Here is a 25750-nt window from a genome sequence, read left to right as displayed (position 1 = left end):
TGGCCGGGAGATCTGGGCGTCGGTCGAGGATTCGATCCTGGTGATCGGTCCGCCGCGATCCGGCAAGGGACTGCACTTCGTCATCAACGCCATCCTCGACGCCCCCGGCGCAGTCGTCACCACCTCCACGCGGCCCGACAACATCGCCCCCACCATCGACGCCCGGAAGGAACGCGGGCCGGTCGCCGTGTTCGACCCACAGCACCTGACCGCGGGATTGCGTGCGGTCAGCGGCAGCGGTGTCCGCTGGTCGCCGATCCGCGGCTGTGAGCAGCCGCTGACCGCGATGATCCGGGCATCAGGTCTCGCGTCTTCGACCGGACTCTCCTCCGGCGGCACAGAGTCTGGCGGCTTCTGGGAAGGCAAGGCCCGCTCCGCGCTCCAGGCATTGCTCCACGCCGCCGCACTCGAGCAACTCCCGACTCGAGCCCTCTTCGAGTGGTCGCTGTCCGCGTCAGCAGCAAACGACGCCGTCGGCATCCTCGCCAGCCACCCCCACGCCGCCGCCGGCTGGTCGGACTCGCTCGAAGGCATGATCAGCTCAGATCCGCGCACCCGCGACTCCATCTGGATGGCCGTCGCCCAAGCCCTCTCCTGCCTCGCCGACCCCGACGTACTGAACGCCGTCAACCCCGAGCCCGGCGAGGAATTCGACCCACGCGACTTCCTGACCCAGAACGGCACGCTCTACCTGCTCGCCACCGGCGCCGGCGCCGGCGCCTCGTGGCCACTCGTCGCCGCGTTCATGGAAGACCTCACCGAGGTCGCCCGCCACCTCGCCGCCGCGTCACCCGGCTCCCGCCTAGATCCGCCCCTGCTGATGGCGCTCGACGAGATCGGCAACCTCGCGCCCCTCCCCTCGCTGCCCGTCCTGATGGCCGAGGGCGGCGGCACCGGAATCACCACCATGCCGGTCCTCCAGTCGCTCGCCCAGGCGCGCAACAAATGGGGAGACCACGCCGCCACCACCATCTGGGACGCCTCGATCGTCAAGATCATCCTCGGCGGCGCGTCAGCTTCGAAGGACCTACAGGAACTGTCCACCCTCATCGGAGACCGCGACGAGTGCACAGACAGCGTGACCATCGGGGACCACGGCCAGCGTTCTCTCCAGCGCTCGACCCGGCGGCTCGCGGTTATGCCACCGGAACGCATCCGGACGCTTCTCTTCGGTACCGGCCTCGTGCTCTTGCGAAGCGCTCCTCCCATCGTCGCGGATCTCCGACGCTGGACGTCTCGGTAGCCAGGCGTGGGGCGGCTGCATTTCAGCCCAGAATGACGCAGCTCGGCGGCAGCGTCGACGAGTCCTGTGCGGGACTCGCGAGTTAGGCCAAGCCAATTCCCGGAGGCGGCAGCTGTTTGACGATGCCGAGGAGGAGCTCCGTGCTTTCTCGAAGCTCGTCGTCGGTAAGGGTGTTGTGGGTGTTCTCGGGGTGATGAATCTTGTGACGCACTGCGACGGGGAGCGTGAGAGTCTCTTGAGTTGGAGTGCCGCCGGAGTACGACCGTGTATAGGACGTCACCCTCGGGAGGCCCTGCGCGTGAAGCCAATTGTCGAATGCCTTTGGACCTTCGACGCCGAAGTAATCCTGTATGCGACCGAACAGCAGGGTGTGATTGTTGATGTAGGTCTGTCGGTCGATGTCTTTGAGGTCCTCGAGCGCGACCCATCCGCTGTCGATGAGGTCCTGGGTCTGCCACCTCACCGGCAGTTGGAGGTTGTCCGGCCGGTCGCACAGCGTGCGGAGGGTGATCGGGAAGTCCATGCCGTAGAAGAAGTCTTCGAGCACGTACCTGTCGTCGTCAGTCGTTGCGAGGCGGTCGATGACGAAGTCTCTGAAGTCCCAGATGTAGGGCTTCAGGTCGTCTGATGTGAGCGTGGCGAACTCGATGCCGGTCATCGTGTCGTGGAACTCGTCGTAGGTGATCTTCAGGTCGCCGTCGGTGCGTTGCCACCGGTGCACGTAGGTCTCGAACTTCGCTCTGGTCTCCGCGTACGAATATCCGAGGTGGCACAGGCGGAACCGCACGTCGGCCAGCGACGCTTCGTACCCAGGTTGAAGACGGACTCCGCTTACGTACTCGGTCGGTACGTTCGCTTCGCTTCCGGGCGGGAACAGCCAGTAGTGGCTCTTCCAGTACCTGTTCTTGCCGTAGTCGATGTTGATGTCATTGAGACTCAGCATTATCTGCGTTCCCACGGAACGATCTTGCCAGCCGGCGTCTGTTGGCCCATACGGATATGCGATTAGACCCCTGTCCTGGGCCTCTGGAACTCGTTGGGTCGAAGAGGGGTGTTCGCCGTAGTTTGCGTAGGTGGACATCACATCGCTGCAGCCCGACGAGGAGACCCAACGCATTCTCCGCCATATCCTCGCCGAGTTCGCGCCCGACGACCCTGCACGGCCATGGAAACAGGGCGAGCTCCGGTCTCCGGTGCAGGAAGCAGACTTTCCTGTGCCTGAGCTGGCGCGCGCCGCCCTGGTCTGGGCTGGGTTCGTGAATCAGCGGGGGTGGGACGAGAAGACGGCATGGCGAGTCGGCGGCAGGTTCAGGGGAACGAACGTTTCGTTCGCTTCTACGAAGTTCGGACTCAAGGTCATGGTCGAGACGGATCGCCAACTGACACCGACCGAAGACCAGCCGTTCACACCGCCTCCCGGAGTGATCGCATCCACGCGGGTCGATCTGAGAAGCGAGCCAGACCTCGCCGCACTCGTCTCTGATTTCACCGCCGCGGTCCGGAAGGCGGCGCAGGTCTTCGGATCCAGGGTGCTGAACGACCTGGTGCAGAGCCAGGTCGAGTCAGGCAACGTCACATTGGTGAACCAGAACGGCCGGCTCCGCGGCGCCTACAACTTCTTCCGGTGGCAGGGCCAGGCCTTGATCGACGGCCACGGAGAAGCAGACATCCGCCAAGAAATGGTCGGCGTCGCCGTTCGCGCTGCCGGCGGGGATCCCGAGACCAACCACCATTTTCTGCCGTTCTTCACCCCGGTGAACGTGGGCTACTGCCTGACTGCGATGGCGTCGGCCTACTTCTCCTGGCTGGAACACGTCCTCGTACTAGCGCTGCCATTCACCTCTCATTGGGACCCGCGAGACAAGCCGGTGACGAAGGCAATCGGCGACCCGTGGTCGGACAAGTGGCGCTACGTCCTTCGCGACGCGATGGCCGCCCCCAATAGCGACGCGAAGCGGACCTTCGACCTACTCAGCAACGCTGCAGAGCAGTTCAGGAATCTCGACGCTCACGGCGGGTTCGGGAAGAAAGAACAGTCGCTACTCGTGCACTCACCGATGGGTGCTATCCCGGCACGGTTGGCTGAGGGCGCGAGCACAATCAAGGCGACCGTCATGTCAGAGGCGCCCAGCACGTTTCCAGAAGCGTGCGAGGTGTTCGATGAGGTAGACGAGTTCCTGCGTACGGGACCGCTCTCGAATGCGTTCGTGTGGATCGAGGGCGGACTGCAGGTGGCGTTCAACGCTGAGCATCGCGAACGGATGCGGGAGGCGATCGCTCAAGGCTCCGAGGCGTTTCTTGAGGAGGTCGAGCGGTTCGCCGAGCTTGAGGACAGGATCAACAACTTCGAGTACTGAGGACCCGATTGGTCGTGTCAGCTGACATGGTCGTACTACCTCGTCGGGCCGTTCGGCGATGGTTTGAGCTCGATCTCGTCCCTGGTGCCCAGGATGGTGACCGTCTTGCGCGCGCGGGTCAGAGCGACGTAGAGGTCATGGACCTCGGTGTGGTCGGCGATGTCGGCGATGATCACGTGATCGAACTCGAGCCCCTTCACCAGGAGCGTCCGAGAGATCACACGGTTCCTGTTCCTGTTGCCGGTGTGCCGCACGCTATCCCGCGCCTTTGCCAACTCGTCCAGCAGCACGGACTTGTCGTCCCCCATCGCCACGGCGCCGCGAATCGCAGTCTGGATATCGAGCCAGGCCTCGAAGGAGTGCAACGCCACGCCTCTGGAAGTCACGAGCTGATCCATGCCCACGACCAGGTTGGTCAGCGTCGGTTCGGCGACAAGCAGATCGAACGCCGCCAACGCGGGCTCGAAGCCCGCACGGGTCAAGCCCGCTGAGGTCCGGTGCTCTGCATACCGCTTCCTGACTGTGTTCTTGTCGAGACCAGCGTGCCCACACGCACAGTCCTTCATCAGATCGAACAGCCAGAGCGCATAAGCGTCTGGCTCTGCGGCGACGAGGGCCTCCAGTGCCCTGACCATGAAGTTGCCGGCGACCTCTTCCATCATCTTGAACGAGCCACCGAGCCTTCCGGCGAGGGTTCTTGCACTCGGGGCGCGCGCGGTGATGATCAGGACCGACTCGTTCCTCGGTCGGTCCCGGCGAGCCTCGCTGAGAATCGCGGGATAGTCACCGGCGGTGTTCCGGAACGTCACCCCGTCGGGGAACGTCACGCCAGCGAACTTCAGCGACCCCGGGTGCATCGCTGTCCGGACGGTCCCGTGTAACCAGGCGCCCAGTGCCTGGTTGTGGTCATCCCAGCGGCGCGGCTGCGGGTCGATCGGATGGTCCGGGAACTCGGCCAGCACATCCTTCTCCCAGTCGGGAAGCCGCTCCCTGAACCCGAAAATCGCCTGGAGGGGGTCGCCAAGCACGCCCACCTGCAGCACCGCCGCCTTTATCGCAAGGACGAACGCGTGCTGACCCTCGCTGCAGTCCTGGTACTCATCGACCAAGACATGCGTGTAAGACGCAGCGAGAACCTTCCGGATGTGTCCGGATTTCGCCACAGCCGCCGCCGCTGCCACGTACAGGGTCGCGTCATCCATGTCCGGAGTGTCCGGCACACGGATCCCGCCAAGGGTCGGGTACGGCCGAGCCAGAGTGATCGCGAAGCTCGTGATCGTGGAGACCTGGCACTGAGCCGTGGACACCCCGAACCGTTTCAACCTCCCCCTGATCGCATGCAGCCCAGCATGGGTATGCGTGAGGACCAGAACCCTGGCATTGGTGTCCGCCAGGACCCGGACCGTGGCAGCGAGCAGGTGGGTCTTACCGGCGCCCGCAGGCATCGTGACGGACGCCGGGAGAGCCCCGATGAAGCCTTCTGCATCGGCACGCAGGTCGTCGGGAAGTCCTTCAAGCACTAGGAAGGCCCTCAGCCTCGCTTGGCTCCTCGGCTTCGGTCGCACCTGCAGTGGCTTCCTCCCCCGCCGGGGTTTCGTCTTCAACGACCGGCGGGCGCGCGTAAATCGCCTCACGCAGCTCTTCCACCACCTGAGCGACAGGTCCGGTCTGTAGCGCCGGCGTGTCGAGAACGAATTGACCGAGGTGACGTCCCTTGTGGATCTGCTTGAACCACTTCGCCTTGCTCGCGGTCAAGGAGACGATCCGGCGAGCCTGTTCCACATCGATCCCGGCGTTCGTCCAGGTGGTCACGTCGATCGGATCGACGCCCGCTGTCACATCCTTCCCGGGTCCACCGCGAGCGATGAGCTGGTCCGCGAAGACCGTCGGCGCAGTGTCAGGGTCATCATGCACCTCGAATGCGACCTGAATCAGGGCATTCAGACCGTCAGCGTCCAACTGGGAACAGACGGCTTCCTCGGTGCACACTTCGCCTGCCCAGCGGACAACGACGCCGCCCTTTGCCTCGATGTTGGGCAACAACAGGTTCGTGTTGGTGTCGTCGCTGTCTACGAACAGAACGACTTCGTACTCGACCTCGAGGAGCTCGGTTGCCCACTTGACGGACCCGGCGCCGCCGTCGCCCTCGATCACGACGACGCCGAGCGCAGCGCTTGAGACGAAGCCGTCGCTTGTGCCGGTATTCCACCTGTCGACCAATTGCAGCACCATCCCGTACTCGGTCTTCCCCTCGTTCACCACCACGCGGCGGGAGAGAAACGCCTCTGGACTCCGCTTGATCACCGCGCGCAAGCTGAGCGGATCACCCAAGGACCGCACGTCCGTCGCTCCACCTGTGCACCGCACCATCACCAGATCTTCGGGATCGAGGTGTTGCAACGCGGTCGGAGAATGGGTGGTGACGAACACCTGGGAGAAAGCTTCCTTGTTCCGCAGGTAGGTCAGTAGGTGCACCAGCCGATGCGGTTCGAGCCCGTACTCAATTTCATCAACAAGCAGGACGCTGGCCCCTCCGTTCGCGAGCTGCTGGGTAGCGGCGCCTGCAAGCCGACGGGTGCCCAGCCCGAAGTTCATCAGCGGAATGTCGCCGTCGAACAACGCGAGATTGCCCTGGGCGTTGGTCAGAGACACGTCGAGGCCGGGCTTCAGGTCGGCGAACTCGGAGCTACCGATCTGCTGGAAGGCACTCTGAACCTCCTTAGCCAGTTCCTTCAGGGCCGGGGTGACGGCCTCCGCCGCGGCGACGCGTGCTGCCCTGTTCGCGGCGGTCAAAGTCTCCTTGGCGTCTTCTCGCCGGCTGGTGAGCTTGCCGAGCGCCGACATCCGGGACCAGCGCAGGTGTGCATCGACTCGTTCGTCGATGCGGAATGCCGTGATGCGCGCCCGATGCTTGGCACGGATGGACGGCGGGTCACCGTCGTCCTCTCCGTCATCGGCCGGCGGCCGGAACGCCTGCCAAATGGGCTCAAGGTCGGCATCGACAAGGAGTTCCACGATTACGCACGACTCATGGTCTTCGTTAGGTTCGTGGACCCAGTTGCCGCCGACGTCGATGCCGGCCAGAAACGCCCCGAAGGCATCGAGAGTGAGCAATTCGTCCGGTAGTTCGGCGATCGCGACACGGATCCGGATCGGACGGGTGATGTCGCCACCATGGAAGTCGGTGTCTTGGAAGGTGACCGTAGTCCGGTCGGTAAGGGCTCGTTCGAGCGCCGTCAGGATGGTGGACTTCGTGGAGTCGCCTGGGCCGATCAACGTGAAGAAGGTCTGTTCGGTCGGCAGTCGCCACGATGCGCGCTCGATGCCTCGAAAATTTTCGATTTCCAGCCGGCGAATCCGCATGGTCCCTCACCCTCGATGTGATCCCGACGTGAAGTACACCAGTCCTGCCCGACAATGGCAGCGAATCGACACCAGTCCCGGCCGGCGCTCGAGGGTACGGAACGTCATCCCGCGTGCCGTTCATCGTTCAACTGTCGTGCTTCCAAAGGTGCTACAGCTACGGAGCCAGGAAATCACAGCTGTCCGAGTCCGGCGCACTCTGCCGTTCACCCTGGCCGCCCAGCTTCGGCGGCTGTGATCATGTCTCCGTGGGTATGGCGAAGCGTCACATGGAGGACGTCGAAGCGCGCGGCTACGGCGACAGCGATGCTGTCGTCTGCTCGGTGTGCGTGTCCGAGCCTGCCCTGAGTTCTGTCATTCGGAACGAGGGCGGCGACAGCCAGTGCGATTTCTGCAAGTTCGTGCCCGCCACACCAGATGCCACCGCACCGCTGGAACGGGTCATCGAGCTCATCGTCGACGGCTTGCGCTGCTACTACGAAGAGCCAGCAGAGAGCGCTCTCTGGGACAGCAGGGAAGGCGGGTACCAGGTTCCGCTAGATGACACTCACGACCTGTTGTGGGAGTACGAGGTCGCAGAGAACGAAGCCGTTGTGGACGCCATCGCCGCTGCCATCAACGTCGACACTTGGTGCCAGCGAGACCCTTACGCTGCGAACGACATCCAGGCCCTGCAGTGGGGCTGGTCCGCCTTCAGCGGGTATGTGCAGAACCACCGCCGCTTCACGTTCCTCTCCGAGGTTGAAGACCCGGCCCACGGTAACGGCGAGATCCCGATGTACCTGGTCCCGCGGGCCGTTGTGCAGGCCGTCGAGGAGATCGACCTCGTCACGCACTTCCCCGCTGGATCCACTTGGTGGCGGGCACGTGTCCACGGGCCCGAGGAGGACCCTCGAACGGCTTCGGAGATCGGCACTCCAGCGAATGAGTTCGCCCGGGACAACCGCATGTCCCCGAAAGGAATCGGAGCCTTCTACGGCGCCAGCACACAGGCTGGCGCACAAGCCGAAGTCGCCGGCTACGCGTCCCCAACAGATGCGGCGACGGTCGGACAGTTCACCCAACTCACCGACCTTGCCCTCGTCGACCTCCGGAACCTCCCAGAGGCGCCATCGCTGTTCGACGAAGCCAACCGCAACGTTCGCGCGCCACGCCTTTTCCTCCGGGACTTCATCAAGGACGTGACGAAGGTTGCCGACCCCGACGACTCAAGACAGCTCGAGTACATCCCGACCCAGATCATCGCCGAGCACCTTCGTTACGACCTGCCGGCAGACGGGATCTGTTGGCGTTCAACCAGAAATCGAGATGTCACCGTCTGCGTCTTGTTTCTGCGGAACGGCGCCATGGCAGACAAGGGGGGCGAGGACCGCCACGCTCGACTCTCTCTCGACCCAACGACACTGAAGCGCCTTCACCCGCCACTCGACACATAGCTGTTGCACCTCGTGACGTTTTGGCAGTCGTCGGTACGACACGCTGACCTGTGTCATACCGCGAATATGGGCTCCGCTCCAACAGTCTTGTCCTCGCGCTCGCACCTAACTCTTGACCGCAGCTCGCGCGATGGGCTGCCCAACTCAGGAGTCAGAATGTCCATCCCCACCCAGATGAGCCTGGTCGGCTTCGTCGCATCAGCGCCGGAGCTCCACTTCACCAAGCAGGGCGCCGAGTGCTGCCAGCTGCGCGTCGGCGTCGAGCAGTGGCGCAAGGAGGTCGACGGGAGCTTCACCAAGCTCGACCCGACTTTCCACGACATGGTCGCGTTCGAGAGCACGGCCCGCGAGACCTACGCGCGGTTCCGCAAGGGCGACTCGTTCGTCGCGAGCGGCTACATCCACGAGTACGAGGTCGAGAGCCGCGACGGCGCCAGCGTGATCAAGGAAGAGTTCGTCGCCAGGAAGATCGGCCACAACGTCAACAAGACCGACTACCTCGTGCAGCGCGGCCGCCACGCGGCACCGGAGCGCTCGCTGACGCCGGTGCCCGAGCCGCCTCCCATCGCGATCTGAGCGGCCGTCGGTCATGGGCATGTACGAGCCCGACGACGACTACCGCGGAGTGACCGATCTCCTCGAGCGTCCGCCGGAGTCGCTGAACTGGAACCTCCTCGGCTCCGAGGACGCCGACCGCGAGTGGCGTGACCTGGACGCCTGGGTGACCTGGCTGAAGGTCACCTTCGGGCTGCCGCCGTCGATCGTTCCGCCGTACTGGCATCGCCACGACGAGCTCGTCTGGGAGCTCTCCGCCCTGCACAGCCACTGGCTCAGTTGCTACCACGAGACCGCGAGTCCGTCGGCGCCGATCGCATGGATGCGTGACTTCGCGGACGCACGCAATCGGCTGCGGGACTGGGTCGCGATCTGCGGTACGCGCCTTGACCGCGATCGCCCGACCCGCCAGACCGTCTGGCCTGGCGAGAAGGGCGTGGAACTCGGCGGCGAGATCTCCATCGCCGACCGCCGGCGCGACTTCGAGGAGGTCGTCCGCGCCGATGTGCTGAGGCGGAAGGCCGCCGAGGCCGTGGCCAGGCGGTCCGTGCTCGCCTGAGCCGGATCCGCCTCAGGGACACTGCCGCGCACCTTCATTCCACAGGCTTCGCGACCTCCAGCGACTCGACTCGACGAACTGGCGACGGTGGGGGCATTCCACCCAGGAAAGGAGTTGATCGTGCTTCTCCCCCACGCACACACGTTGGCGCAAGCGCGCTCCTACCTCGCTGCACTCTCCGATCGGGCCTCGACGATCGACGCCTCGTCGGCATATGAGCACGTTCTCATCGAGCTCGATCGCGTCCACCGGGACGAATGCCCATCGGCCGACACCGAAGAGCTGACCGAGGACCGAGCCATTCTGCTCGCCGTCGCGACGTCAGCGCTCGAGGAACTGGAGCAGTACGGCGTCGACCCGCTCACAGTCGAGCTCATCATCGCGATGCTCGATGACGCATACGCCTTGGACGGCACCTGATGTACGGGGAGACCGGCGCGGCGATGCGCGCAGAGTTCGCAGCACTTCTCCGGCAGCACCGAGTGCAGCAGCGGCTGGCTGGGGCGACGCCCGAGGATCGCGAGGAACTCGGCGGACTGATCCGGACCTACCGGCAGACCGTGATCGTCTGGCTGGGCCAGGCGATGCGCGCCGCCAGCCCGCTCGCCTTCTCCAACATGCCGCCGGCACAGCCGAACCCGTTCCGGTCAGTCGGCTCAAGCGGCTCCCACCTGACCGCGGCCAGCGAACTGGCGCGGGTGATCGACATCGCAAGACAGCAGTCGAGCGCGCGCCCCGCGTCGACGGATGCGCTGGCTACGCCCAACGCCAACCCGATGGTGGACCGATGGCGCCTCGCCGCCCGCGCAGCGGCCCTCGCCGAACACGACACCAGCGAGCAGGTGTCCGCGCACATGACCGCGCCCCAGGCTCAGGCTCTCGTCGGCGACGTCGCCGCGCTGACCCAAGCACTGGTCGTCCTCGACCAGCGGTACAAGAACACACCCGGTTGGGAGCCGCTCGCCCAGAGCGCTCGTCTCGGCTGGGCATCGCTGGCTGCGGCCCTCGACGTGAACCTCGGCCAACCTGACTACACGGTCGATCACCTCGGCTGGCGACCGAAGACGAAGATACTCACCGGCCCGGTGCGTCCAGGGATCCTCGGCGCACTGCAGGCGCAGCACAACCTCGTGATCCGGATGAAGTCCGTGCCCAACGCGACCAACCTTCGCCTGATCGTGGACTCCCAACGCCTCGTCTCCGCGCACCTCGCGCCGTACGCCGCCCGCATCGACGAACGTCTCGCCGAGCGATGGGCCGAACGCACCGAGACCTACTCCGTCGTGCAGAAGGAGTTGCGTGAGATCGGCGGACTTCTCGGAAAGGGCGGACTGGCCGTGGCCGAAGGCGCGAATGCCGTTGCCCGGCTGAAAGCCCTCCCTAAGGACACGATCGTCGAGCCACGCGTGCTCTCCGGGTTCCAGTTGCTCTTCAACCGGCTCGACGACCGCATCGCCGACGTCATCGAGGACGGAGTCGAGCACGGCGCCTTCTTCAAGCGCGTGACGCTCCCCCGCCTCGTGGACGGCGGCGGGCAACTGGTCCGCCCGGTCCGCGAACGCTTCGTGCCGGTCACCTCAGCGACCGAACTTGCCGTCGTGAAGACCGTCCGCGAGCGACTGCGCCCCAAGGACGAACCGCCGATGTCCACCCCGGGACCGACGCGAGTCGACCTGCACTCCGCACTGATCCACCGACCGACCAGAGGAGGGGCTGTCGATGTCCCGAACATCTAATCGCCCGACCGTCTCCCGGTCGCGCACCGTGCTGGAGCGCCTGCTCTCGGCTGACGAGGTGGCCGAGTTCCTCGGGATCCCCGTCTCGACGCTGTACCAATGGCGGCACCGAGGCTGCGGACCCGACGCGTACCGCGTCGGCCGTCACCTCCGCTACGACCCCGCGACCGTGCGGTCGTGGCTCGAGGAACACGGGGTCGATCACGATGGCGTGGGTTGAGCGGCGCGTCCGCAAGGACGCCAATGGCAAGCAGCAGACCACCTATCGCGTGCGGTGGCGCGAGCCCGACGGGCGCGCGAGGGCGAAGTCCTTCCCACGGAAGGTGGACGCAGACAGATTCAAGGCGAACGTGTCGGCGGACCTGGTTCGCGGCCACTACTTCGATCCAGACGCAGGCAAGGTCCCGTTCGACGAGTACGCCGCGAAGTGGCTTGCGGCTCAGACCTTCGAGCAAAGCACCGTTGAGATGGTCGAGCTTCGTTTCCGACTGCACGTGGTCCCGACCCTCGGCTCTCGGAATCTGGCCGACTTCCAACCGTCGACGATCCAGGGGTGGCTGCGAACACTCACTGGCCTCTCGGGCAACTACCAGAAGGTCATCTACGCCAACGTCTCCTCCGTCTTCACTGCGGCAGTCGACGACGGTCTGATCCCCCGCAACCCATGCAAGGCGCCTTCGGTCAAGCGTCCGAAGTCGGACCCCAGAAAGCTGAAACCGTGGACCCGTGAGCAGGCGATGGCGGTTCGGGAGCAACTGCCCGAGCGCTACCAGCTGGTCATCGACCTCGGCGTCGGCTTGGGGTTGCGCCAGGGCGAGATCTTCGGGCTCTCGCTGGCCGACATCGATCTCAACACGGGCGAGATCGAGATCAATCGACAGGTGAAGGTCCTTGGCGGAAACCGCCTGATCTTCGGGCTCCCGAAGGGACGGAAGGTCCGGACGGTTCCTCTTCCCGATGGTGTGCTGGAGCGGATCAACCGGCACGTGACGCGCTTCCCTCCCCGCTCGGTGACCTTGCCCTGGGACCGCACCGACGGAAAGCCATGCACCGTCGACCTGCTGCTCTTCACGCGCGAGACCGGTGCGCTCAACCGGAACTATTTCAACCCTTCGGTCTGGCGTCCCGCACTCAAACGGGCGGGGTTGGAGGTCAAGCGGCAGAACGGCTGTCACGCATTGAGGCACTTCTACGCGAGCACTCTGCTCGACTCAGGCGAATCGATCTTGGCTCTCAGCGAGTACCTCGGCCACGCCGATCCGGGATTCACACTCCGGACCTACACTCATCTGATGCCGTCGTCGACCGAGCGGACGAAGACCGCGATCGACGCGATGCTGGCGGGCAACGCTGTCGAGCCCGACCCCGAGGACGACGCCGAGGGTAGTGAGCCGTGATGCCGTTCCGCTGTGCGTACCCACCGCACCCCCGCGGCGCCTGCACGGGGCGTTTTCGCAGGTCAGCACGCTGAATCACTCACTACTACGACCTGTAGCAGTTAGGCCAATAATGCCCAACTCGATGGTCCGAGCACGAAGGCCCCTACCCCTTAGGTTCGGGCCTTCGTGCTCAATCTTCAAATGCCGCCGCCGGAGCCCGCCGGAAGCGACTGACTTCCGCGCGCCTCTGCACGGGATCCGCGGGCGGGCGGCGTGATTCATACGAGATACCGTCGAACAACACACTCACGTCACCGACCCGGTGGTCCTCCCATACCCGCGGATGGGGACTCTCGCCGGGCACGGAATTGACTGCCATCTGCCCGTCAGGGGCGTAGCCATCGCCGACCACTCGCGGAGCATCTGCGAAACCGACGGTTTCGAGGTCGCGCAGTAGGGCGAGCACTGATGGTGCCGAAGGACCGGCGGACTTCCAGACGATGTCGCCGGTGCGTGTCGCGTCGGCGGCAACGCGTTCCGCTAACTTATGGCCGCGGCGGTTGAGCAGGACAAGCGCGGCGGCGCGATCTTTGCATCCGGAGCGGTGTGAGGCGTCTGCCGGGGGCCGGGCGGGCTCAGGCGTGGGCGACCAGCCATGCCACGACGTCGGCGGTCACATCGTCGCGATTGAGCTCGTTGAAGATCTCGTGCCGAGCGCCGGGGTAGGTCCTCACCGTGACGTCGGTCAGCCCAGCGTCGCGGTAGCGCTGACCGAGCAACTCGACGAGCTGTCCTCCTCCAGCAAGCGGGTCGTCCGTGCCGGAGGCGATCAGGAGGGGCAGGTCCGGCCGCACGCCTTCGGGAACCACGAGCTGCCCTGCGGGGGCAAACAGCGACGGCACTGTCCACTCGGGCAGGTCGAAGCCGCACAGCGGGTCGGCGACGTACTTGTCGACCTCGGCCTCATCGCGCGAGAGCCAGTCGTAGCCCGTGCGGTGCTCGAACGCGGCGTTGAAGGCTTCGAGCCCGGCTGGGCCGTCCTTCGGGGCGTCGGCCATGGCGGCCGCGAGCGCGTCCAAGGCCGTCGAGCCGGACAGCACCACGCCGGCGTACTGGTCCGAGTGCTCGAGGAGCACCACCTGCGCGGCGAAGGACCCCATCGAATGCGCCACTATGAACACCGGGAGGCCCTCCCCTGCGAGCGAGGCGCCGTACGACGCGACGTCGGCGATGACTCCGTCGAAGCCCGCATCGCCGAAGTCGCCTGGGGCCGCGTGGATCGAGCCGCCGTGCCCGCGGTGGTCGGTGGCGCGGACGAGGAAGCCCGCCTGATTCAGCGCGGTCGCGAGGCGGTCGTAGCGCGCGGAGTGCTCAGCCAGTCCGTGGGCGACCTGGACGACGCCACGGGGCGAGTCCGCAGCGGGGACGGCGTCCCACGAGTACGTCGCCAACTCGATTCCGTCGATCGCGGAGCGGAAACTGCCAGTGTTGTACGTCATGTCCTCAACCTAGCTGCGCGAGAGGCGCAACCGAGCGAATCCGAGACGACATGCTTGCTCGGATCGCCGCCGTCTTGGATGCCGCCGGCAGGACACCGCGGCCGGAGCGCGAGTACGTCGCCACCAGTCGCTTCCCGATATAGCGGCAACCTTCGACGAGCGGGTCGGGGCTGTTGTGCCGTCGTCGAGCTGGAGCGGGTCCCGGCGTGCACGGACTCCGAAATCTGCACGCTCGCCCGTCCGCGCCGAAGCCGGCAGCGTGACGACTGCCAACGACACGCACCACCGATCAGTCACCGACGTGGTGCCGGCGTTCTTTCCTCTCGGACAGGACCGGCACCAGCACACAGACCATGGGCCACGCGCTGCTGATCCAGTTCTCCGGCGTGCCCTTCGACCGGACCATGACCTCGTTCGTCTCCACGGCCCAGAAGACCCGGACGGCGTATCACGCTTGATCCGTCCTCAGCGCGGCAGCAGGAGGTTCAGGGCCCCGGGAAGGACGTCGATGCGTGCCGCGTCGCCCGCTGAACCGGGCAGGTGGCCAAGTGGCTCCCCGTCGCCGCCCATGGGCACCGCCGGGGTGCCGCTCACCTGAACCGTCCGGCCGCGCATCACGTGGACCTCCGGGCGGTCGACGTGCGCGCCGTCGTACACCTTGGGCAGCGACTGGAGCAGGCCGCGTCGGCTGGCCGCCTCGATGACGACGACATCAAGCAGGCCGTCGTCGACCTCGGCGGTGGGCGCGATCTTCATGCCGGACCCGTAATACCCGGAGTTGGCGACGACGACGGTGGCGGCCTGGAACTCGTGGTTCTCCCCGTCGATCACGACGCTCACCCGGGCCGGTCGGTAGGTCGCCAGCGAGTGCACTGCGGCGTAGGGGTACTGGAGCTTGCGCGGCAGCCAGCGGACCTTGTCGACGATCTCGCCGGCGACGGCGTCGACGCCGGTGTAGACCGAGCCGGCCACGACGCGCCGGGCCGCGTCGCCGAGCCGGACCGAGAGCAGGTCGATCGGGCGCGGAGTGCCTTCGAGCAGGATCCTCGCAACGTCCCCGGCGTGGGAGGGCAGGCCGAGCATCCGGGCAAAGTCGTTACCGCGGCCGGCGGGGACGATGCCGAGCGTGCCGCCGAGGGCGGAAACCTGGCCAGCGATCGAGGAGAGCATCCCGTCGCCGCCGACGGAGACGACCACCTCGCCGCGGGCCACCGCAGTGTCGACGATGTCGAGGATCGCGTGGGGTCCCGGCGAGTACGTGACGTCGACCTTGGCACCCGCGTCGCGCAGGATCCGGGCGACGGGTACGACGGCCGCTGGGGCCGCCCCACCGCCCGAAAGCGGGTTGATCAGGAACGAGTAAGCCCGACCGCCCTGGCCATCGCCTCGCAGGTCATCGAGCGCCGCCGCGGCGGTCGTCCCCAGCCGGACTTCGCGCCGGCACCGCTGCTGGGGGCCGCTGTAGGCGGCGCATTCAGCCGCGAGGGCGCATGGTCACGCGCCGCGCGCCGTCGCTTGCGGCGGCCACGAACTGTGTGGGGGGGCGGAAGCCGGCGTCGGCGTACGCGCGCGCAACGGCCTCTTCCGTGTTGGTCACGGCGTCGGCGTCGGCGTCGACGAGGGCGAGGACGCAGCCGCCGAAGCCGCCACCGGTCATCCGCGCGCCGTACGCACCTGCCGTAAGCGCTGCCTCGGCAGCGGTGTCGACCTGCGGGACGGTGATCTCGAAGTCGTAGCGCATGGAGGCGTGCGATCTCGTCATCAGCGGGCCGATCTCACGGGGGTCGGCGCCGGAGCTCAGCAGCCGGACGACCTCGAGGACCCGCTCGTTTTCGGTCACGACGTGCCGGACCCGGCGGCGCAGGGTGTCGTCGCTGAGGCGCGCCAGGGCGTCGTCGAGCTCCGCGACACCGACGTCGCGGAGCGCCGTCACGCCAAGCGCCTCGGCGCCGCGGGTGCAGGAGGCGCGTCGCTCGGCGTACTCCCCGTCGACCAGCGCGTGTGGCGCACGGCTGTCGATGACGAGTAGCGCGAGGCCGTGCGCCGCGAGATCGAACGGAACCTGGTCGATGCCCAGTGACCGGGTATCGAGGAACATCAGCGAACCGGCCCGACCGTGCAGGGACGCCATCTGGTCCATCACACCGGTGGGCGCGCCGACGATGTCGTTCTCGGCCCGGCGGGCGGCGGCGGCGAGCGCGTTGCGGTCCAGGCCGAAACCGCCCAGGTCGTTCCACGCGAGCGCGACGGCGCACTCGAGCGCCGCCGACGACGACAACCCGGCACCGATCGGGATGTTCCCGTCGACGGCGACGTCGAGCCCGCGCACGTCGACTCCGCGCTGCGCTAGTGCCCAGCCGACCCCGGCAACGTACCCAAGCCACCCCTCGACGGTGCCCGGGCCCACGTCGGCGAGCCGCACCGCGCGCGTGCTGTCTTCCTGGCGGGAGTGCACCCGCAGCACGTCATCGGCGCGTACCCGCACCGCGGCCGCAACGCCTTGGGCGAGGGCAAGGGGGAGCACGAACCCGTCGTTGTAGTCGGTGTGTTCGCCGATGAGGTTGACCCGACCCGGCGCCCACCAGCAGCCGTCGGGCTCCGCCCCGGCAAAGGCCTTCCGGAATGCTGCACGCGCGCGGCTCACCGGGGTCGGGACGTCGGTCATCGCGCCGCCTGCAGGAACCGCCACGCATCGGCGACGATGCGGTCGAGATCCAGCTCGGGTCGCCAGCCGAGGTCCTCACGGATGCGGTGGTGCGAGGCGACGAGGGACGGGGGGTCTCCCGGGCGTCGGGGCTGGTCGACGGCCGGCACCGGATGGCCGGTCACCCGGCGGCAGGAGCCGACGACCTCGCGCACGGTGAACCCTGCGCCCGAGCCGAGGTTGTAGATGATGTGGCGGCCTGGTTCGGCCGCCTCCAGCGCCAGCAGGTGCGCCCGCGCGAGGTCGGTGACGTGGACGTAGTCCCGGACACACGTGCCGTCGCGGGTCGGGTAGTCGGTGCCGAAGATCTCCACCGCCTCGCGCCGGCCCGCCGGGACGAGCAAGACGTTGGGGATCAGGTGAGTCTCGGGGTTGTGGCGCTCGCCGTGCCGCCCGTAGGCGCCGCCGACGTTGAAGTAGCGCAGGCTGACCCCCGCAAGCCCGTGGGCATGGGCCTCCCCGGTGATAGCCATGTCCACGGCGAGCTTGCTCTGCCCATACGGATTGATGGGGGCGTTGGGGTCGTCCTCGCGGATCGGCGTGCGCTCCGGTTGACCGTACGTCGCGGCGGTGGAGCTGAACACCAGCCGACGCACGCCGACGGCGCGCATGACAGTCAGCAGGTCCAGCGTGCCGACGACGTTGTTGTCCCAGTAGACCTCGGGCCGCTTGACCGACTCGGCGACCAGGGATTTGGCGGCGAAGTGGAGCACCCCGTCGAAGGAGCGGTCGAGCACCTCGCCGGCCCGTTGGACCCGGCCTTCGACAAAGCGGGCGCCGTCGGGCACGTTGTCGCGATGCCCGGTCGACAGGTCGTCGAGCACGATGACCTCATGGCCGGCCTCGAGGAGCTGGCAAGCGACGACGGCGCCGATGTAGCCGGCGCCGCCCGTGACCAGCGGCTTCACGACAGCCGCTCCCCGTCAGGGACGTCGCGTGGGCCGGTCAGCCGCACCTTGCCCTCGATGACGACGCCCGCGCCGAACGTCACCGGTCCGGACACCTCCAGACTGATGCACCGGCGCAGGGACGGCGCGCCGGCCGGGAAGTGCCGCTCGAAGTCCGGCAGCAAACGGTAGTGGTCGCGGTCGAGGGTCACGATCGGGCCGGCGCCGGAGAACGTCGGGGTCAGCCGGCCATCGGGCGTGAGTTCGTACGCATCCGACCGCACCACCAGCAGGTCGTCGGTGGTCTTGACCGGGGCGAACCGGCGCCGCGGTACCAAGACGGCTCGTGAGCCGGGGATGGAGCCGATGGCCGCGCCCATCGCCGTCTCGAGCTGGATCACCTGCGGTGAGGACGGATCCTTGGGATCGACCGTCTTGCGGTTGACGATCAACGGCAGCACCGGCCCACCGGGATCGGCTGCTTGCAGGTCCCGCAGCGCTTCGAGGTCGATCCACAGGTTGTTCGTGTTGTAGAACCGCCAGCGCTCGACGTCGGTGAACGAGGTGTCCCCGTCCGGGACCTGCGCGGTCTCCCGCAGCACCGTGCGCCCCTGGTAACGGGCCAGGTGCCCACCCTTGCGGTCGGCGGCGGTGCCGCGCACCGCCTCCATGACGAACGGGATCTGACCGCGGGCGATCCACGCCACGATCCGCGGATCGACGGTGGCCCCGAGGTTGTCGGAGTTGGAGACGAAGCACCAGCGCAGCCCGGCGTCGAGCAGGGCGGTCAGCGTCCCCGTCGCGGCCAGAGCCGTGTACAGGTCGCCGTGCCCGGGAGGACACCACTCGAGTTCGGGGTCGGCCGGCCACTCCACCGGAAGCCAGTCGTCGTCGCGCAGCTTCGGCTCGCGCCCCTGAAGGAAGTCCAGCGGCACGGACTCCGTCCGGTCATGCAGGCCTGCGTGACGGCCCAACGCCCGCAGCGACGGCCCCCGGGTCGCGAAGGAGTTCATCACGAGCAGGGGCAGCCGGGCGCCGTACTGCTCCCGAAGGGACAGCACCTGCATCGCCAGGATGTCGAGGAAGCTGCGCCCGGACTTGACCTCCAGCAGCGACTTCGGCCCGGACAGGCCCATGCTGGTTCCCAGCCCGCCGTTGAGCTTGACGACGGCCAGCCGGTCGAGGACGTCCCGGGCATGGGCGGCGCTCGGCTCCGGCAGGTCGTCCAGGCGGGGCAGGTCGTTGAGCGGCTCGAGGACGCTGCTGAGTAGTTGTCCGGCCTTGGGGTCGGCGAGCTGTTCCAGGCGCCGCCGCAGCGCGCTGAGCTCAGGTGTCGCGGCACCGGCCGCCTCTGCCTTCCTTACGGTCGCGGTGATGTAGTCCGTCATCGGCCCCTCGGGTCATGCCGGTCCGGCCATCGCCGCGAGCATCCGTGTCCCACGTCGGGAGGACGGTGGTGGCCAGTCGACTGACAGACCTTGTCGGCGGCGTTTCGGTAGGCGACGTGATGGGCCTGACCGGGGCCACCTTCCGCGACACTGAGGCCGCTGTGCCTTCGCTCGAGGACGACGACCCGAGGCTGTCTCGCCGCCGGAACAGTTGATACTCGCCTCACAACGCTGGCTGCCAAAGACGTCGTCGGACAGCGCGCGGCCGGGCTGGTCAGGGTCGCAGATGCCGGCAGCAGGTTGTGGGTGATCGCGGCGCCGATCGGCCACGAATGCCGGCGGCGAACTTGGCTGAGGTCGTGTGGAGCCGTTTCAGCGCGACGGCGCCGTTGCGTCGGGGCGGACGACCTTGAGCGACTGTGGAGGGACCACGTGAGCTTCATGTGCTGTACTCGCACAGCACGACGGAGAATGTTGCCGGTCGTGCTGCCAGCTGGTAGCGCGGAAGCACGCCAGGTCCGCACGCCGCCGTGCCGAGGCCGTGCTGCGAAACGTCGATGTTTACCCAAATATGGTCGCCAGGCACGAGATCGGTCGGGTGCAAGGCCGCGTCGAGGGCCTCGCTGGTCCAGCGCCGGGCGGTGAACTCGAAGTGCGGGAGCCCCTCGATCCGCAGGCCGTGGCCGTTCGAGTCGGTGAGCGTCGCCCAGCGGACCTCGGTTCGGTTGCCGTTCTCCTGCGGCATCACGTACGGCGTTTGCATCTCGTCAACCGACCGGGAGAACCGTCCGACGCGCGCGTGGTGCCGGCTGTCCGGGTACGCCTCGCCGGGACCACGGCCGACCCATTCGACGGCTCCCAGTGCGGCGGGCACGGCCAGCCGCAGGCCGAGCCGCGGCAGCGGCAGGTGCCAGGCGCCGTCCGGTGCGACCTCGAGCACCAGTATCAGCGCGTCCTCGTCGGCGGTCCAGGTGTACGTCGCGAAGAGACCGACGTCGGTGCCCGCCGGCGCCACCCGGGTGCGGATCACCAGCGCATCCTCCTCGACGGTGACGCCGATCGTGCGATGGCGCATGCGGTGCAGGCCGAGCTCACGCCACGGCGCCGCGAGCGGCAGCTCGCCGGGGGCAGGCCAGCGATCGTTGTCCGTGGGCGCCCGCCAGACGTCCAGGCGCGGGCCAGCGAGCTCGAGAGCGCCGAGTCTGCGTAGTGTGCCGCTGTACGGGTCGAAGTCGCCGGGGCCCAGGCTCAGGCGGTCCCGGTGCACCGCTGGCGCCGTCGTCCGGCGGGGCCTGGACACCGGCGGCGCCGGCGAGACCGGCATCTGGCCCCACGCCACCTCGTGGCCGGCCGCCGCCCAGTCGGTGTCGGCGGCGAGCACGGCCCGCACGGTCAGCCACGCCTCGCTCCGCGTCACCGGCAATGGCGGCAGCGGGAGTTCGACCTGGCCGCCGGGGGGCACCGCTCCCACGTCGAGCGTGCCGTGGGCGCGGGGCGTGCCCTGCTCCTCCAGCGTCCACTCGAAGCTGAGGTGCGACAGGGTGCAAAAGTCGTAGCGGTTGACGATGTGCAGCATGCCGGTCGCCGTGTCACCGGCGATGAGGACCGGCTCGATGACCTTCTTGAGCTCGAGCAGCCCGGGCGACGCGGTTCGGTCGGGGAACAGCAGCCCGTCAGCCACAAAGTTGCCGTCGTGCAGTGGCTCCCTGAAGTCGCCGCCGTAGGCGAAGAAGTCTCGGCCGTCGGGAGTGTGTCGCCGGATCCCGTGGTCGATCCACTCCCACACGAACCCGCCCTGGCAGCGTGGGTGGCGCTCGAACAGCTCCTGGTACTCCGCGAGCCCGCCCGGCCCGTTGCCCATCGCGTGGGCGTACTCGCACAGGATGAACGGCAGCTGCCGGCGCCGGGCGTCGAGCGCGGGGTCGGCCAGCGGCGGCTCCTCGCGGCGGCCGATCGCGTCGACCTCGGCGTGGTCGGCGTACATGCGACTGTAGACGTCGACATGGGCGCAGGTGGGATCGCCCTCGTAGTGCAGCGGCCGGGATGGGTCACGCATCCGAGCCCACCCGGCCATCGCTGCCAGGTTCTGTCCGCTGCCACTCTCGTTGCCCAGCGACCACATGATGATGCTGGGATGGTTCTTGTCGCGCTCGACCATCCGGCGCATCCGGTCCACCAGCGTATCCGCCCAGCGCGGGTCGTCGACGGGATTGCCCCGCCAGCAGACCGGCTCGAATCCGTGGGTCTCCAGGTCGCACTCGTCGATGACGTAGAGGCCGAGTTCGTCGCACAGCTCCAGGAAGTGTGGATGCGGGGGGTAGTGGCTGGTGCGCACGGCGTTCAGGTTGTGCGCCTTCATCATCCTCACGTCGCGGCTCATCAGCTCCCTGGAGACCGTCCTACCGTGATCGGTGTCGAACTCGTGCCGGTTGACCCCGCGCAGCAGGATTCTGCTGCCGTTGACCTTCAGCTGCCCGTCCTCAACGACCACCGTGCGGAAACCGATCCGGACCGGCACCCGTTCGCCATCGGTCGCCAAAGTCCCGTGGTAGAGCCGCGGCACCTCTGCGTTCCAAGGCTCGACGTGGTCGATCCGCACCGTGTCACCGGTCGCGATGTCGAGTCCGAGTTCGGGGACAATCAGCCTGGCAGGCACGCTGGCATCGACACGCAGCGAGCCCTGGCCAGTGGGATGGTCGTACCCGGCGTGTACGAAGAAGTCGTCCAGGGCGGCTGCCGGCCTGGCCAGCAACGCGACGTCGCGGAAGATCCCCGAGAGCCACCACATGTCCTGATCCTCCAGGTACGAGCCGGCGGACCATTGGTGCACGCGTACGGCGAGCACGTTCTCGGCACCGGGTCGTAGCAGTGCGCCGACGTCGAACTCGGTCGAGACTCGACTGCCCTGGGCCGAGCCGAGTTCCTCGCCGTTGAGCCAGGCCCGCAGGCTGGAGTCGACCCCGCCGAACCTCAGAATCGCGTCCAGGCCGGCCCATGCGTCTGGGACGGCGAAGGTTCGCCGGTAGTCGCCGGTCGGGTTCTCGTCCGGCACGTGGGGTGGCTCTACGGGGAACGGGTACCTCACGTTGGTGTACGCCGGAGCGCCGTACCCGTGGAGTTGCCAGTGAGATGGCACCGGCAGCCGATCCCAGTGGGCATCGTCGTACGTCGCGGTCACGAAGTCCATTGACGCGTCGGCCCGCTCCGAGAACCGGAATGCCCACTGACCGTCCAACGACAACGTCGGCGCGTCGGAGTCGAACCAGGCGCGAGGATCACGCGTGCCTCGACTCGGCACCATGTCGTCGTGGGTCATGTGGCGGTGCTGCCGGGGGCGTATCACCCCTTGACCCCACCCGCACCCAGTCCGCCTCGCCAGTAGCGCTGCAGCATCAAGAAGGCGGCGATGATCGGCACGACCGAGAGCAGGGACCCGGTGAGCACCGCGGTTGCGAGCGTGGGGTCCTGCTGGGTTTGGGAGTTCCAGGCATACAGGCCCAGCGTCATCGGGAACAGTTCTCGGTCGACCAGCATGATGAGCGGGAGGAAGAAGTTGTTCCAGATGACGACGAACTGGAACAGGAAGATCGTCACCAGAGCGGGTCTCATCAGCGCGGTCGCCATGGTGAAGAAGATCCGGAATTCCCCCGAGCCGTCCAGGCGCGCGGCCTCGATCAGGGCATCGGGCACCGAGGCCGATGCGTAGATCCGAGACAGGTAGACGCCGAACGGGCTCACCAGGCTGGGCAGGAGCACCGACCAGTAGGTGTTCGTCTGCCCGACCTCCGCGAAGATCAAGAACAGCGGCAGCGCGAGCGCGGTTGCCGGCACCAGCACCCCCGCGAGGATGGTGTTGAAGATCGCCTCGCGGCCGCGGAACTCGTACTTGGCCAGCGCGTAGCCGGCCATCGCGGCGATGACCGTCCCGATGGCCGCGCCGACCCCGGCATAGAGCACGCTGTTGAGCAGCCACTTCCAGAAGATGCCGTCGTCGCGAGTCACGGTGTCCGAGATGTTGGTGCCGAGCTGGAAGTCGGAGAACCACAGCCCGGGGGTGGTCGTCAGGTCCCCGCGGTCCTTGGATGAGGCGACGAAGAGGTACCACAGCGGCAGCATGAAGCACGCCATGGCCGTGAACATGACCGCGACCGGCAGTACCGACTCGAGCGGGGCTCGTTTCGATGCCTGCGTCGGTGAGCCGGCGGGTACCACCGATGTGCTCATGAGTCCTCCCATCGTTGGGTGAGCCTGAGGAACACGAACGACAGCACGGCCGTGGCCAGGGCGAGCAGGAACGACACGGCCGCTGCGTAGTTGTAGGCGTTGCCCGACGCGGCCGTGAAGGCGAGCAGGTTGGGTGTGTAGGTGCTGGAGATGCTCGTCGAGATGCTGCGTAGCACCTGTGGTTCGGCGAACAGTTGCAAGGTCCCGATGATGGAGAAGACCCCAGTCAGGATGACCGAGTCGCGGATCAGCGGGATCTTGATCCGCAAGGCGGTCTGCCAGGCGCTGGCGCCGTCGACGTGTGCGGCTTCGTAAATGTCCTGGTCGATCGCCTGGAGGTTGGAGTATATGATGAGCATGTTGTAGCCGGCGTAGGTCCAGGTCACGATGATGGCGATGGACCAGAGCACCCAGGTGTTGCCGAGCCAGTCGATCGGGATGAGGTCGGCGACCGGGCCGAGCCCTGGTGTGAACAGGAAGCCCCACACGATCGAGCCGATTACCACCGGGACGGCGTAGGGGACGAAGTAGGTGAGCCGGAAGAAGCGCTTGAAACGGGCGGTCCTGGAGTCAAGCAGGAGTGCGAAGGTCAGCGCGATCAGCAGCATCGCCGGCACCTGTACGAATCCGAAGAGCAGGACTCGCCCTACGCTCTCGATCAAGGCGGGATCGCTGAGAGCTTGGCGATAGTTCGACAGCCCCCCCCACGCGTCTTCGGCCGGACCGAACGCACCCTCACGCTCGGTCACGAAGAAGCTGCGCACGAACGCGTAGGAGATCGGCACGATGTAGAACAGCAAGAAGAGGATCCCGAACGGGGCGAGGAGCCCGGCGATTGCTCGGCGCTCGGCCCTCCGGGACGGGTTCCCGGCGCGAGCTGGGCCGCCTGCCGGTCCGTTGGCGTCGGTTCTCGCGCTGTCGGTCTCGGTGGTGTTCAGGCTCATTTGCGTTCCACCTCCAGCGCCTGCAGCCGCATGGCTGTCATGGTGTCCTCCTCTGCGCCATCGAGCGCCTCGGACAGGGTGGAGTCCCCGCCCAGGGCTCTGCCGAAACCGTCGGCGAGCGATGCGTAGGTCTGGGTCATCGTCGGGCTCCAGATGAATTCGGCGTCGACGTTCCCGGCGGCTTGTGCGAAGACGTCGAAGATGTGCTGACCCCCGTAGAACTCTGAAGGCTGCTTCAGGAACGGGAGGTCGAGCCCGTCCTTGGTGGCTGGGTAGAGCCCACCGTTCTCGTTGAGCAGTTTCAGCGAGTCGGGGTCGGTGTTCAGCCAGAGCGCGAACTGGGCCGCCTCGTAGGGGTGGTCGCTGCCACGCATCACTGCCGTGGTCGAGCCTCCCCAGTTGGCTGCCGTGTGCTCGCCCTCCTCCCAGATCGGCATCGGCGCCACCGCCCACTTGCCCGAGGTCGTCGGCACGTTGCTGGCGAGGGTGGCGTTGCCCCACACCGCGCTGACCCAGGTGAGCAACTTCCCGTCGGCGAGCGCCTTGTTCCACTGTTCGGAGAAGCCCTGCATGTTGGCGACCAGGCCACGATCGATCAGGTCCTGCCAGTATTTCGCGACCTCGTCGCTCGGCGCGTCATCGATGTCGACAAGCCACTTGTCACCGTCGATCTCTGCCCACCGCGCGCCGTTCTGTGATGCCAAGCCGGCGAACCAGCCAGTGTCGCGCTGCGGGAAGTGGGTGATCTGGACCGAGGAATCCTGGTCGTGCACCGCCTCGGCCACGGCCGCGAACTCGGCCCACGTCCTCGGCACGTCGACGCCGTACTCCTCGAACAGGTCCTTGCGGTAGAACATCGCCATCGGGCCGGTGTCTTGGGGGATCGCGTAGACGCCCGTGTCCTCGAACGTCACCTGATTCCAGGCGAAGTCGATGAACTGCTCACCGGTGTCCGCCTCCAGGCACTGCGAGACGTCGCGCAGCCCCTGTTGCAAGCGGAAACTGGGCAGGGTGTCGAACTCGATCTGGGCCAGGTCGGGCTCGGTCTCGGCCTTCAGCGCGTTCGACAAGTTCTGGTAAGTGCCCTGGTTGCCGCCGGCCACGGCATTCAACTCGACCTGAATGTCGGGGTTCTCAGAGTTCCACAGGTCGACGGCCTCGTCGATGCCCGGAACCCATGACCAGAACGACAGCCTCACGGCCCCCGACGAGGGCTCGCACTCCGTCGAAGCGGGCTCAAGGCCCGCTCCGCTGCACCCGGCCAGCGTCAAGGCCAAGCCGAACGCGGCACCAATGGCTCCGACGCGGCAAGGCCGACTCCACCCGCCAACCACTCGGTACCCCCGTTCGCACCTCACGTCGGTCCCACAGACCACTGAGGGTCCGAGGAGGCTCCGGCTCGGAGCGTCGAGCCCGACCTTCTCGATGGGGTGCCCGATGCCTGCCCGACGTGGAAGGTCGCCGCGGCGGTCAGGG

The 25750-nt window shown here is 67.1% G+C and carries 22 protein-coding genes; 10 read left to right on the top strand and 12 right to left on the bottom strand.

Annotated elements, in window-relative coordinates:
* Window positions 1–40: 40 nt before the first annotated feature.
* Window positions 41–1243, top strand: a complete 1203-nt coding sequence (locus tag ACNKF0_RS09695; RefSeq protein WP_416957878.1) for a type IV secretory system conjugative DNA transfer family protein — start codon at window positions 41–43, stop codon at window positions 1241–1243.
* Between the two features lie 82 nt (window positions 1244–1325).
* On the opposite strand, the gene ACNKF0_RS09690 is transcribed toward ACNKF0_RS09695, so the two are convergent.
* The gene (locus ACNKF0_RS09690; protein WP_416957876.1) at window positions 1326–2201 is read right to left on the bottom strand and encodes a HEPN/Toprim-associated domain-containing protein; all 876 of its coding nucleotides are present in this window, start codon (window positions 2199–2201) and stop codon (window positions 1326–1328) included.
* Between the two features lie 115 nt (window positions 2202–2316).
* Between ACNKF0_RS09690 and ACNKF0_RS09685 the strand changes: the two genes are divergently transcribed.
* Window positions 2317–3600 (top strand): hypothetical protein, encoded by a 1284-nt coding sequence (locus tag ACNKF0_RS09685; RefSeq protein ID WP_416957874.1) that lies wholly within the window; start codon window positions 2317–2319, stop codon window positions 3598–3600.
* Window positions 3601–3635: 35 nt separating this feature from the next.
* Here the strand turns inward: ACNKF0_RS09685 and ACNKF0_RS09680 are convergent, their stop codons facing one another.
* Together ACNKF0_RS09680 and ACNKF0_RS09675 are read right to left on the bottom strand one after the other, a co-directional pair.
* Complete coding sequence (locus ACNKF0_RS09680) at window positions 3636–5165, bottom strand: UvrD-helicase domain-containing protein (protein WP_416957872.1); 1530 nt, start codon at window positions 5163–5165, stop codon at window positions 3636–3638.
* A complete protein-coding gene (locus tag ACNKF0_RS09675) occupies window positions 5113–6963 on the bottom strand; it encodes an ATP-dependent nuclease (protein ID WP_416957870.1) in 1851 nt (616 codons plus the stop codon). Before ACNKF0_RS09675 ends, ACNKF0_RS09680 begins: the two co-directional genes overlap by 53 nt.
* A 269-nt stretch (window positions 6964–7232) precedes the next feature.
* On the opposite strand from ACNKF0_RS09675, the gene ACNKF0_RS09670 reads away from it, so the two are divergent.
* The 7 genes from ACNKF0_RS09670 to ACNKF0_RS09640 all read left to right on the top strand — a co-directional run bounded on the left by ACNKF0_RS09670 (window position 7233) and on the right by ACNKF0_RS09640 (window position 12646).
* Window positions 7233–8399 carry a HEPN-associated N-terminal domain-containing protein gene (locus tag ACNKF0_RS09670; RefSeq protein WP_416957868.1) on the top strand — a complete coding sequence of 389 codons (1167 nt, stop codon included), beginning with the start codon at window positions 7233–7235 and terminating at the stop codon, window positions 8397–8399.
* A gap of 156 nt (window positions 8400–8555) precedes the next feature.
* Window positions 8556–8975, top strand: coding sequence for a single-stranded DNA-binding protein (locus ACNKF0_RS09665; RefSeq protein WP_416957865.1), 420 nt, complete (start codon window positions 8556–8558; stop codon window positions 8973–8975).
* 19 nt (window positions 8976–8994) lie between these two features.
* On the top strand, window positions 8995–9513 hold the full coding sequence (locus ACNKF0_RS09660) for a hypothetical protein (RefSeq protein WP_416957864.1): 519 nt from the start codon (window positions 8995–8997) through the stop codon (window positions 9511–9513).
* Between the two features lie 120 nt (window positions 9514–9633).
* Window positions 9634–9933 (top strand): hypothetical protein, encoded by a 300-nt coding sequence (locus ACNKF0_RS09655; protein WP_416957862.1) that lies wholly within the window; start codon window positions 9634–9636, stop codon window positions 9931–9933.
* On the top strand, window positions 9933–11249 hold the full coding sequence (locus ACNKF0_RS09650; protein WP_416957860.1) for a hypothetical protein: 1317 nt from the start codon (window positions 9933–9935) through the stop codon (window positions 11247–11249). Before ACNKF0_RS09655 ends, ACNKF0_RS09650 begins: the two co-directional genes overlap by 1 nt.
* Window positions 11233–11469: a helix-turn-helix transcriptional regulator gene (locus ACNKF0_RS09645; protein ID WP_416957858.1), complete on the top strand. Its 237-nt coding sequence runs from the start codon at window positions 11233–11235 to the stop codon at window positions 11467–11469. The genes ACNKF0_RS09650 and ACNKF0_RS09645 overlap by 17 nt, the downstream gene beginning before the upstream one ends.
* Complete coding sequence (locus ACNKF0_RS09640; protein WP_416957856.1) at window positions 11456–12646, top strand: tyrosine-type recombinase/integrase; 1191 nt, start codon at window positions 11456–11458, stop codon at window positions 12644–12646. The genes ACNKF0_RS09645 and ACNKF0_RS09640 overlap by 14 nt, the downstream gene beginning before the upstream one ends.
* 617 nt (window positions 12647–13263) lie before the next feature.
* On the opposite strand, the gene ACNKF0_RS09635 is transcribed toward ACNKF0_RS09640, so the two are convergent.
* Window positions 13264–14127: an alpha/beta fold hydrolase gene (locus tag ACNKF0_RS09635; RefSeq protein WP_416957855.1), complete on the bottom strand. Its 864-nt coding sequence runs from the start codon at window positions 14125–14127 to the stop codon at window positions 13264–13266.
* A gap of 353 nt (window positions 14128–14480) precedes the next feature.
* Between ACNKF0_RS09635 and ACNKF0_RS09630 the strand changes: the two genes are divergently transcribed.
* Complete coding sequence (locus ACNKF0_RS09630; protein WP_416957853.1) at window positions 14481–14585, top strand: hypothetical protein; 105 nt, start codon at window positions 14481–14483, stop codon at window positions 14583–14585.
* 7 nt (window positions 14586–14592) lie between these two features.
* On the opposite strand, the gene ACNKF0_RS09625 is transcribed toward ACNKF0_RS09630, so the two are convergent.
* The 8 genes from ACNKF0_RS09625 to ACNKF0_RS09590 form a co-directional block, all read right to left on the bottom strand.
* The gene (locus tag ACNKF0_RS09625) at window positions 14593–15477 is read right to left on the bottom strand and encodes a YegS/Rv2252/BmrU family lipid kinase (protein ID WP_416958470.1); all 885 of its coding nucleotides are present in this window, start codon (window positions 15475–15477) and stop codon (window positions 14593–14595) included.
* Window positions 15478–15601: 124 nt separating this feature from the next.
* The gene (gene galK, locus ACNKF0_RS09620; RefSeq protein WP_416957851.1) at window positions 15602–16792 is read right to left on the bottom strand and encodes a galactokinase; all 1191 of its coding nucleotides are present in this window, start codon (window positions 16790–16792) and stop codon (window positions 15602–15604) included.
* Entirely contained in the window at window positions 16789–17739 is a 951-nt protein-coding gene (gene galE, locus ACNKF0_RS09615; protein WP_416957849.1) for a UDP-glucose 4-epimerase GalE, read from the bottom strand. The genes galK and galE overlap by 4 nt, the downstream gene beginning before the upstream one ends.
* Complete coding sequence (locus ACNKF0_RS09610) at window positions 17736–19106, bottom strand: UTP--glucose-1-phosphate uridylyltransferase (RefSeq protein ID WP_416957847.1); 1371 nt, start codon at window positions 19104–19106, stop codon at window positions 17736–17738. The genes galE and ACNKF0_RS09610 overlap by 4 nt, the downstream gene beginning before the upstream one ends.
* 439 nt (window positions 19107–19545) lie before the next feature.
* Entirely contained in the window at window positions 19546–22422 is a 2877-nt protein-coding gene (locus tag ACNKF0_RS09605; protein ID WP_416957845.1) for a glycoside hydrolase family 2 TIM barrel-domain containing protein, read from the bottom strand.
* Window positions 22423–22445: 23 nt separating this feature from the next.
* A complete protein-coding gene (locus ACNKF0_RS09600; RefSeq protein WP_416957844.1) occupies window positions 22446–23330 on the bottom strand; it encodes a carbohydrate ABC transporter permease in 885 nt (294 codons plus the stop codon).
* On the bottom strand, window positions 23327–24274 hold the full coding sequence (locus ACNKF0_RS09595; RefSeq protein ID WP_416957843.1) for a carbohydrate ABC transporter permease: 948 nt from the start codon (window positions 24272–24274) through the stop codon (window positions 23327–23329). Before ACNKF0_RS09595 ends, ACNKF0_RS09600 begins: the two co-directional genes overlap by 4 nt.
* Window positions 24271–25473: an extracellular solute-binding protein gene (locus ACNKF0_RS09590; RefSeq protein ID WP_416957841.1), complete on the bottom strand. Its 1203-nt coding sequence runs from the start codon at window positions 25471–25473 to the stop codon at window positions 24271–24273. The genes ACNKF0_RS09595 and ACNKF0_RS09590 overlap by 4 nt, the downstream gene beginning before the upstream one ends.
* Between the last annotated feature and the right edge of the window lie 277 nt (window positions 25474–25750).

This window comes from Nocardioides sp. T5, assembly GCF_048161455.1.
Taxonomy (GTDB): domain Bacteria; phylum Actinomycetota; class Actinomycetes; order Propionibacteriales; family Nocardioidaceae; genus Nocardioides.
This window is presented reverse-complemented; position numbering and strand designations above follow the sequence as displayed.

Excerpts from the sequence above, each read along its gene's own strand:
- ACNKF0_RS09675 (WP_416957870.1), bottom strand. The coding sequence starts at position 6,963 with ATGCGGATTCGCCGGCTGGAAATCGAAAATTTTCGAGGCATCGAGCGC.
- ACNKF0_RS09670 (WP_416957868.1), top strand. The coding sequence starts at position 7,233 with ATGGAGGACGTCGAAGCGCGCGGCTACGGCGACAGCGATGCTGTCGTC.
- ACNKF0_RS09665 (WP_416957865.1), top strand. The coding sequence starts at position 8,556 with ATGTCCATCCCCACCCAGATGAGCCTGGTCGGCTTCGTCGCATCAGCG.
- ACNKF0_RS09660 (WP_416957864.1), top strand. The coding sequence starts at position 8,995 with ATGTACGAGCCCGACGACGACTACCGCGGAGTGACCGATCTCCTCGAG.
- ACNKF0_RS09650 (WP_416957860.1), top strand. The coding sequence starts at position 9,933 with ATGTACGGGGAGACCGGCGCGGCGATGCGCGCAGAGTTCGCAGCACTT.
- ACNKF0_RS09645 (WP_416957858.1), top strand. The coding sequence starts at position 11,233 with ATGTCCCGAACATCTAATCGCCCGACCGTCTCCCGGTCGCGCACCGTG.
- ACNKF0_RS09640 (WP_416957856.1), top strand. The coding sequence starts at position 11,456 with ATGGCGTGGGTTGAGCGGCGCGTCCGCAAGGACGCCAATGGCAAGCAG.
- ACNKF0_RS09635 (WP_416957855.1), bottom strand. The coding sequence starts at position 14,127 with ATGACGTACAACACTGGCAGTTTCCGCTCCGCGATCGACGGAATCGAG.
- ACNKF0_RS09630 (WP_416957853.1), top strand. The coding sequence starts at position 14,481 with ATGGGCCACGCGCTGCTGATCCAGTTCTCCGGCGTGCCCTTCGACCGG.
- galK (WP_416957851.1), bottom strand. The coding sequence starts at position 16,792 with ATGACCGACGTCCCGACCCCGGTGAGCCGCGCGCGTGCAGCATTCCGG.
- ACNKF0_RS09610 (WP_416957847.1), bottom strand. The coding sequence starts at position 19,106 with ATGACGGACTACATCACCGCGACCGTAAGGAAGGCAGAGGCGGCCGGT.
- ACNKF0_RS09605 (WP_416957845.1), bottom strand. The coding sequence starts at position 22,422 with ATGACCCACGACGACATGGTGCCGAGTCGAGGCACGCGTGATCCTCGC.
- ACNKF0_RS09600 (WP_416957844.1), bottom strand. The coding sequence starts at position 23,330 with ATGAGCACATCGGTGGTACCCGCCGGCTCACCGACGCAGGCATCGAAA.
- ACNKF0_RS09595 (WP_416957843.1), bottom strand. The coding sequence starts at position 24,274 with ATGAGCCTGAACACCACCGAGACCGACAGCGCGAGAACCGACGCCAAC.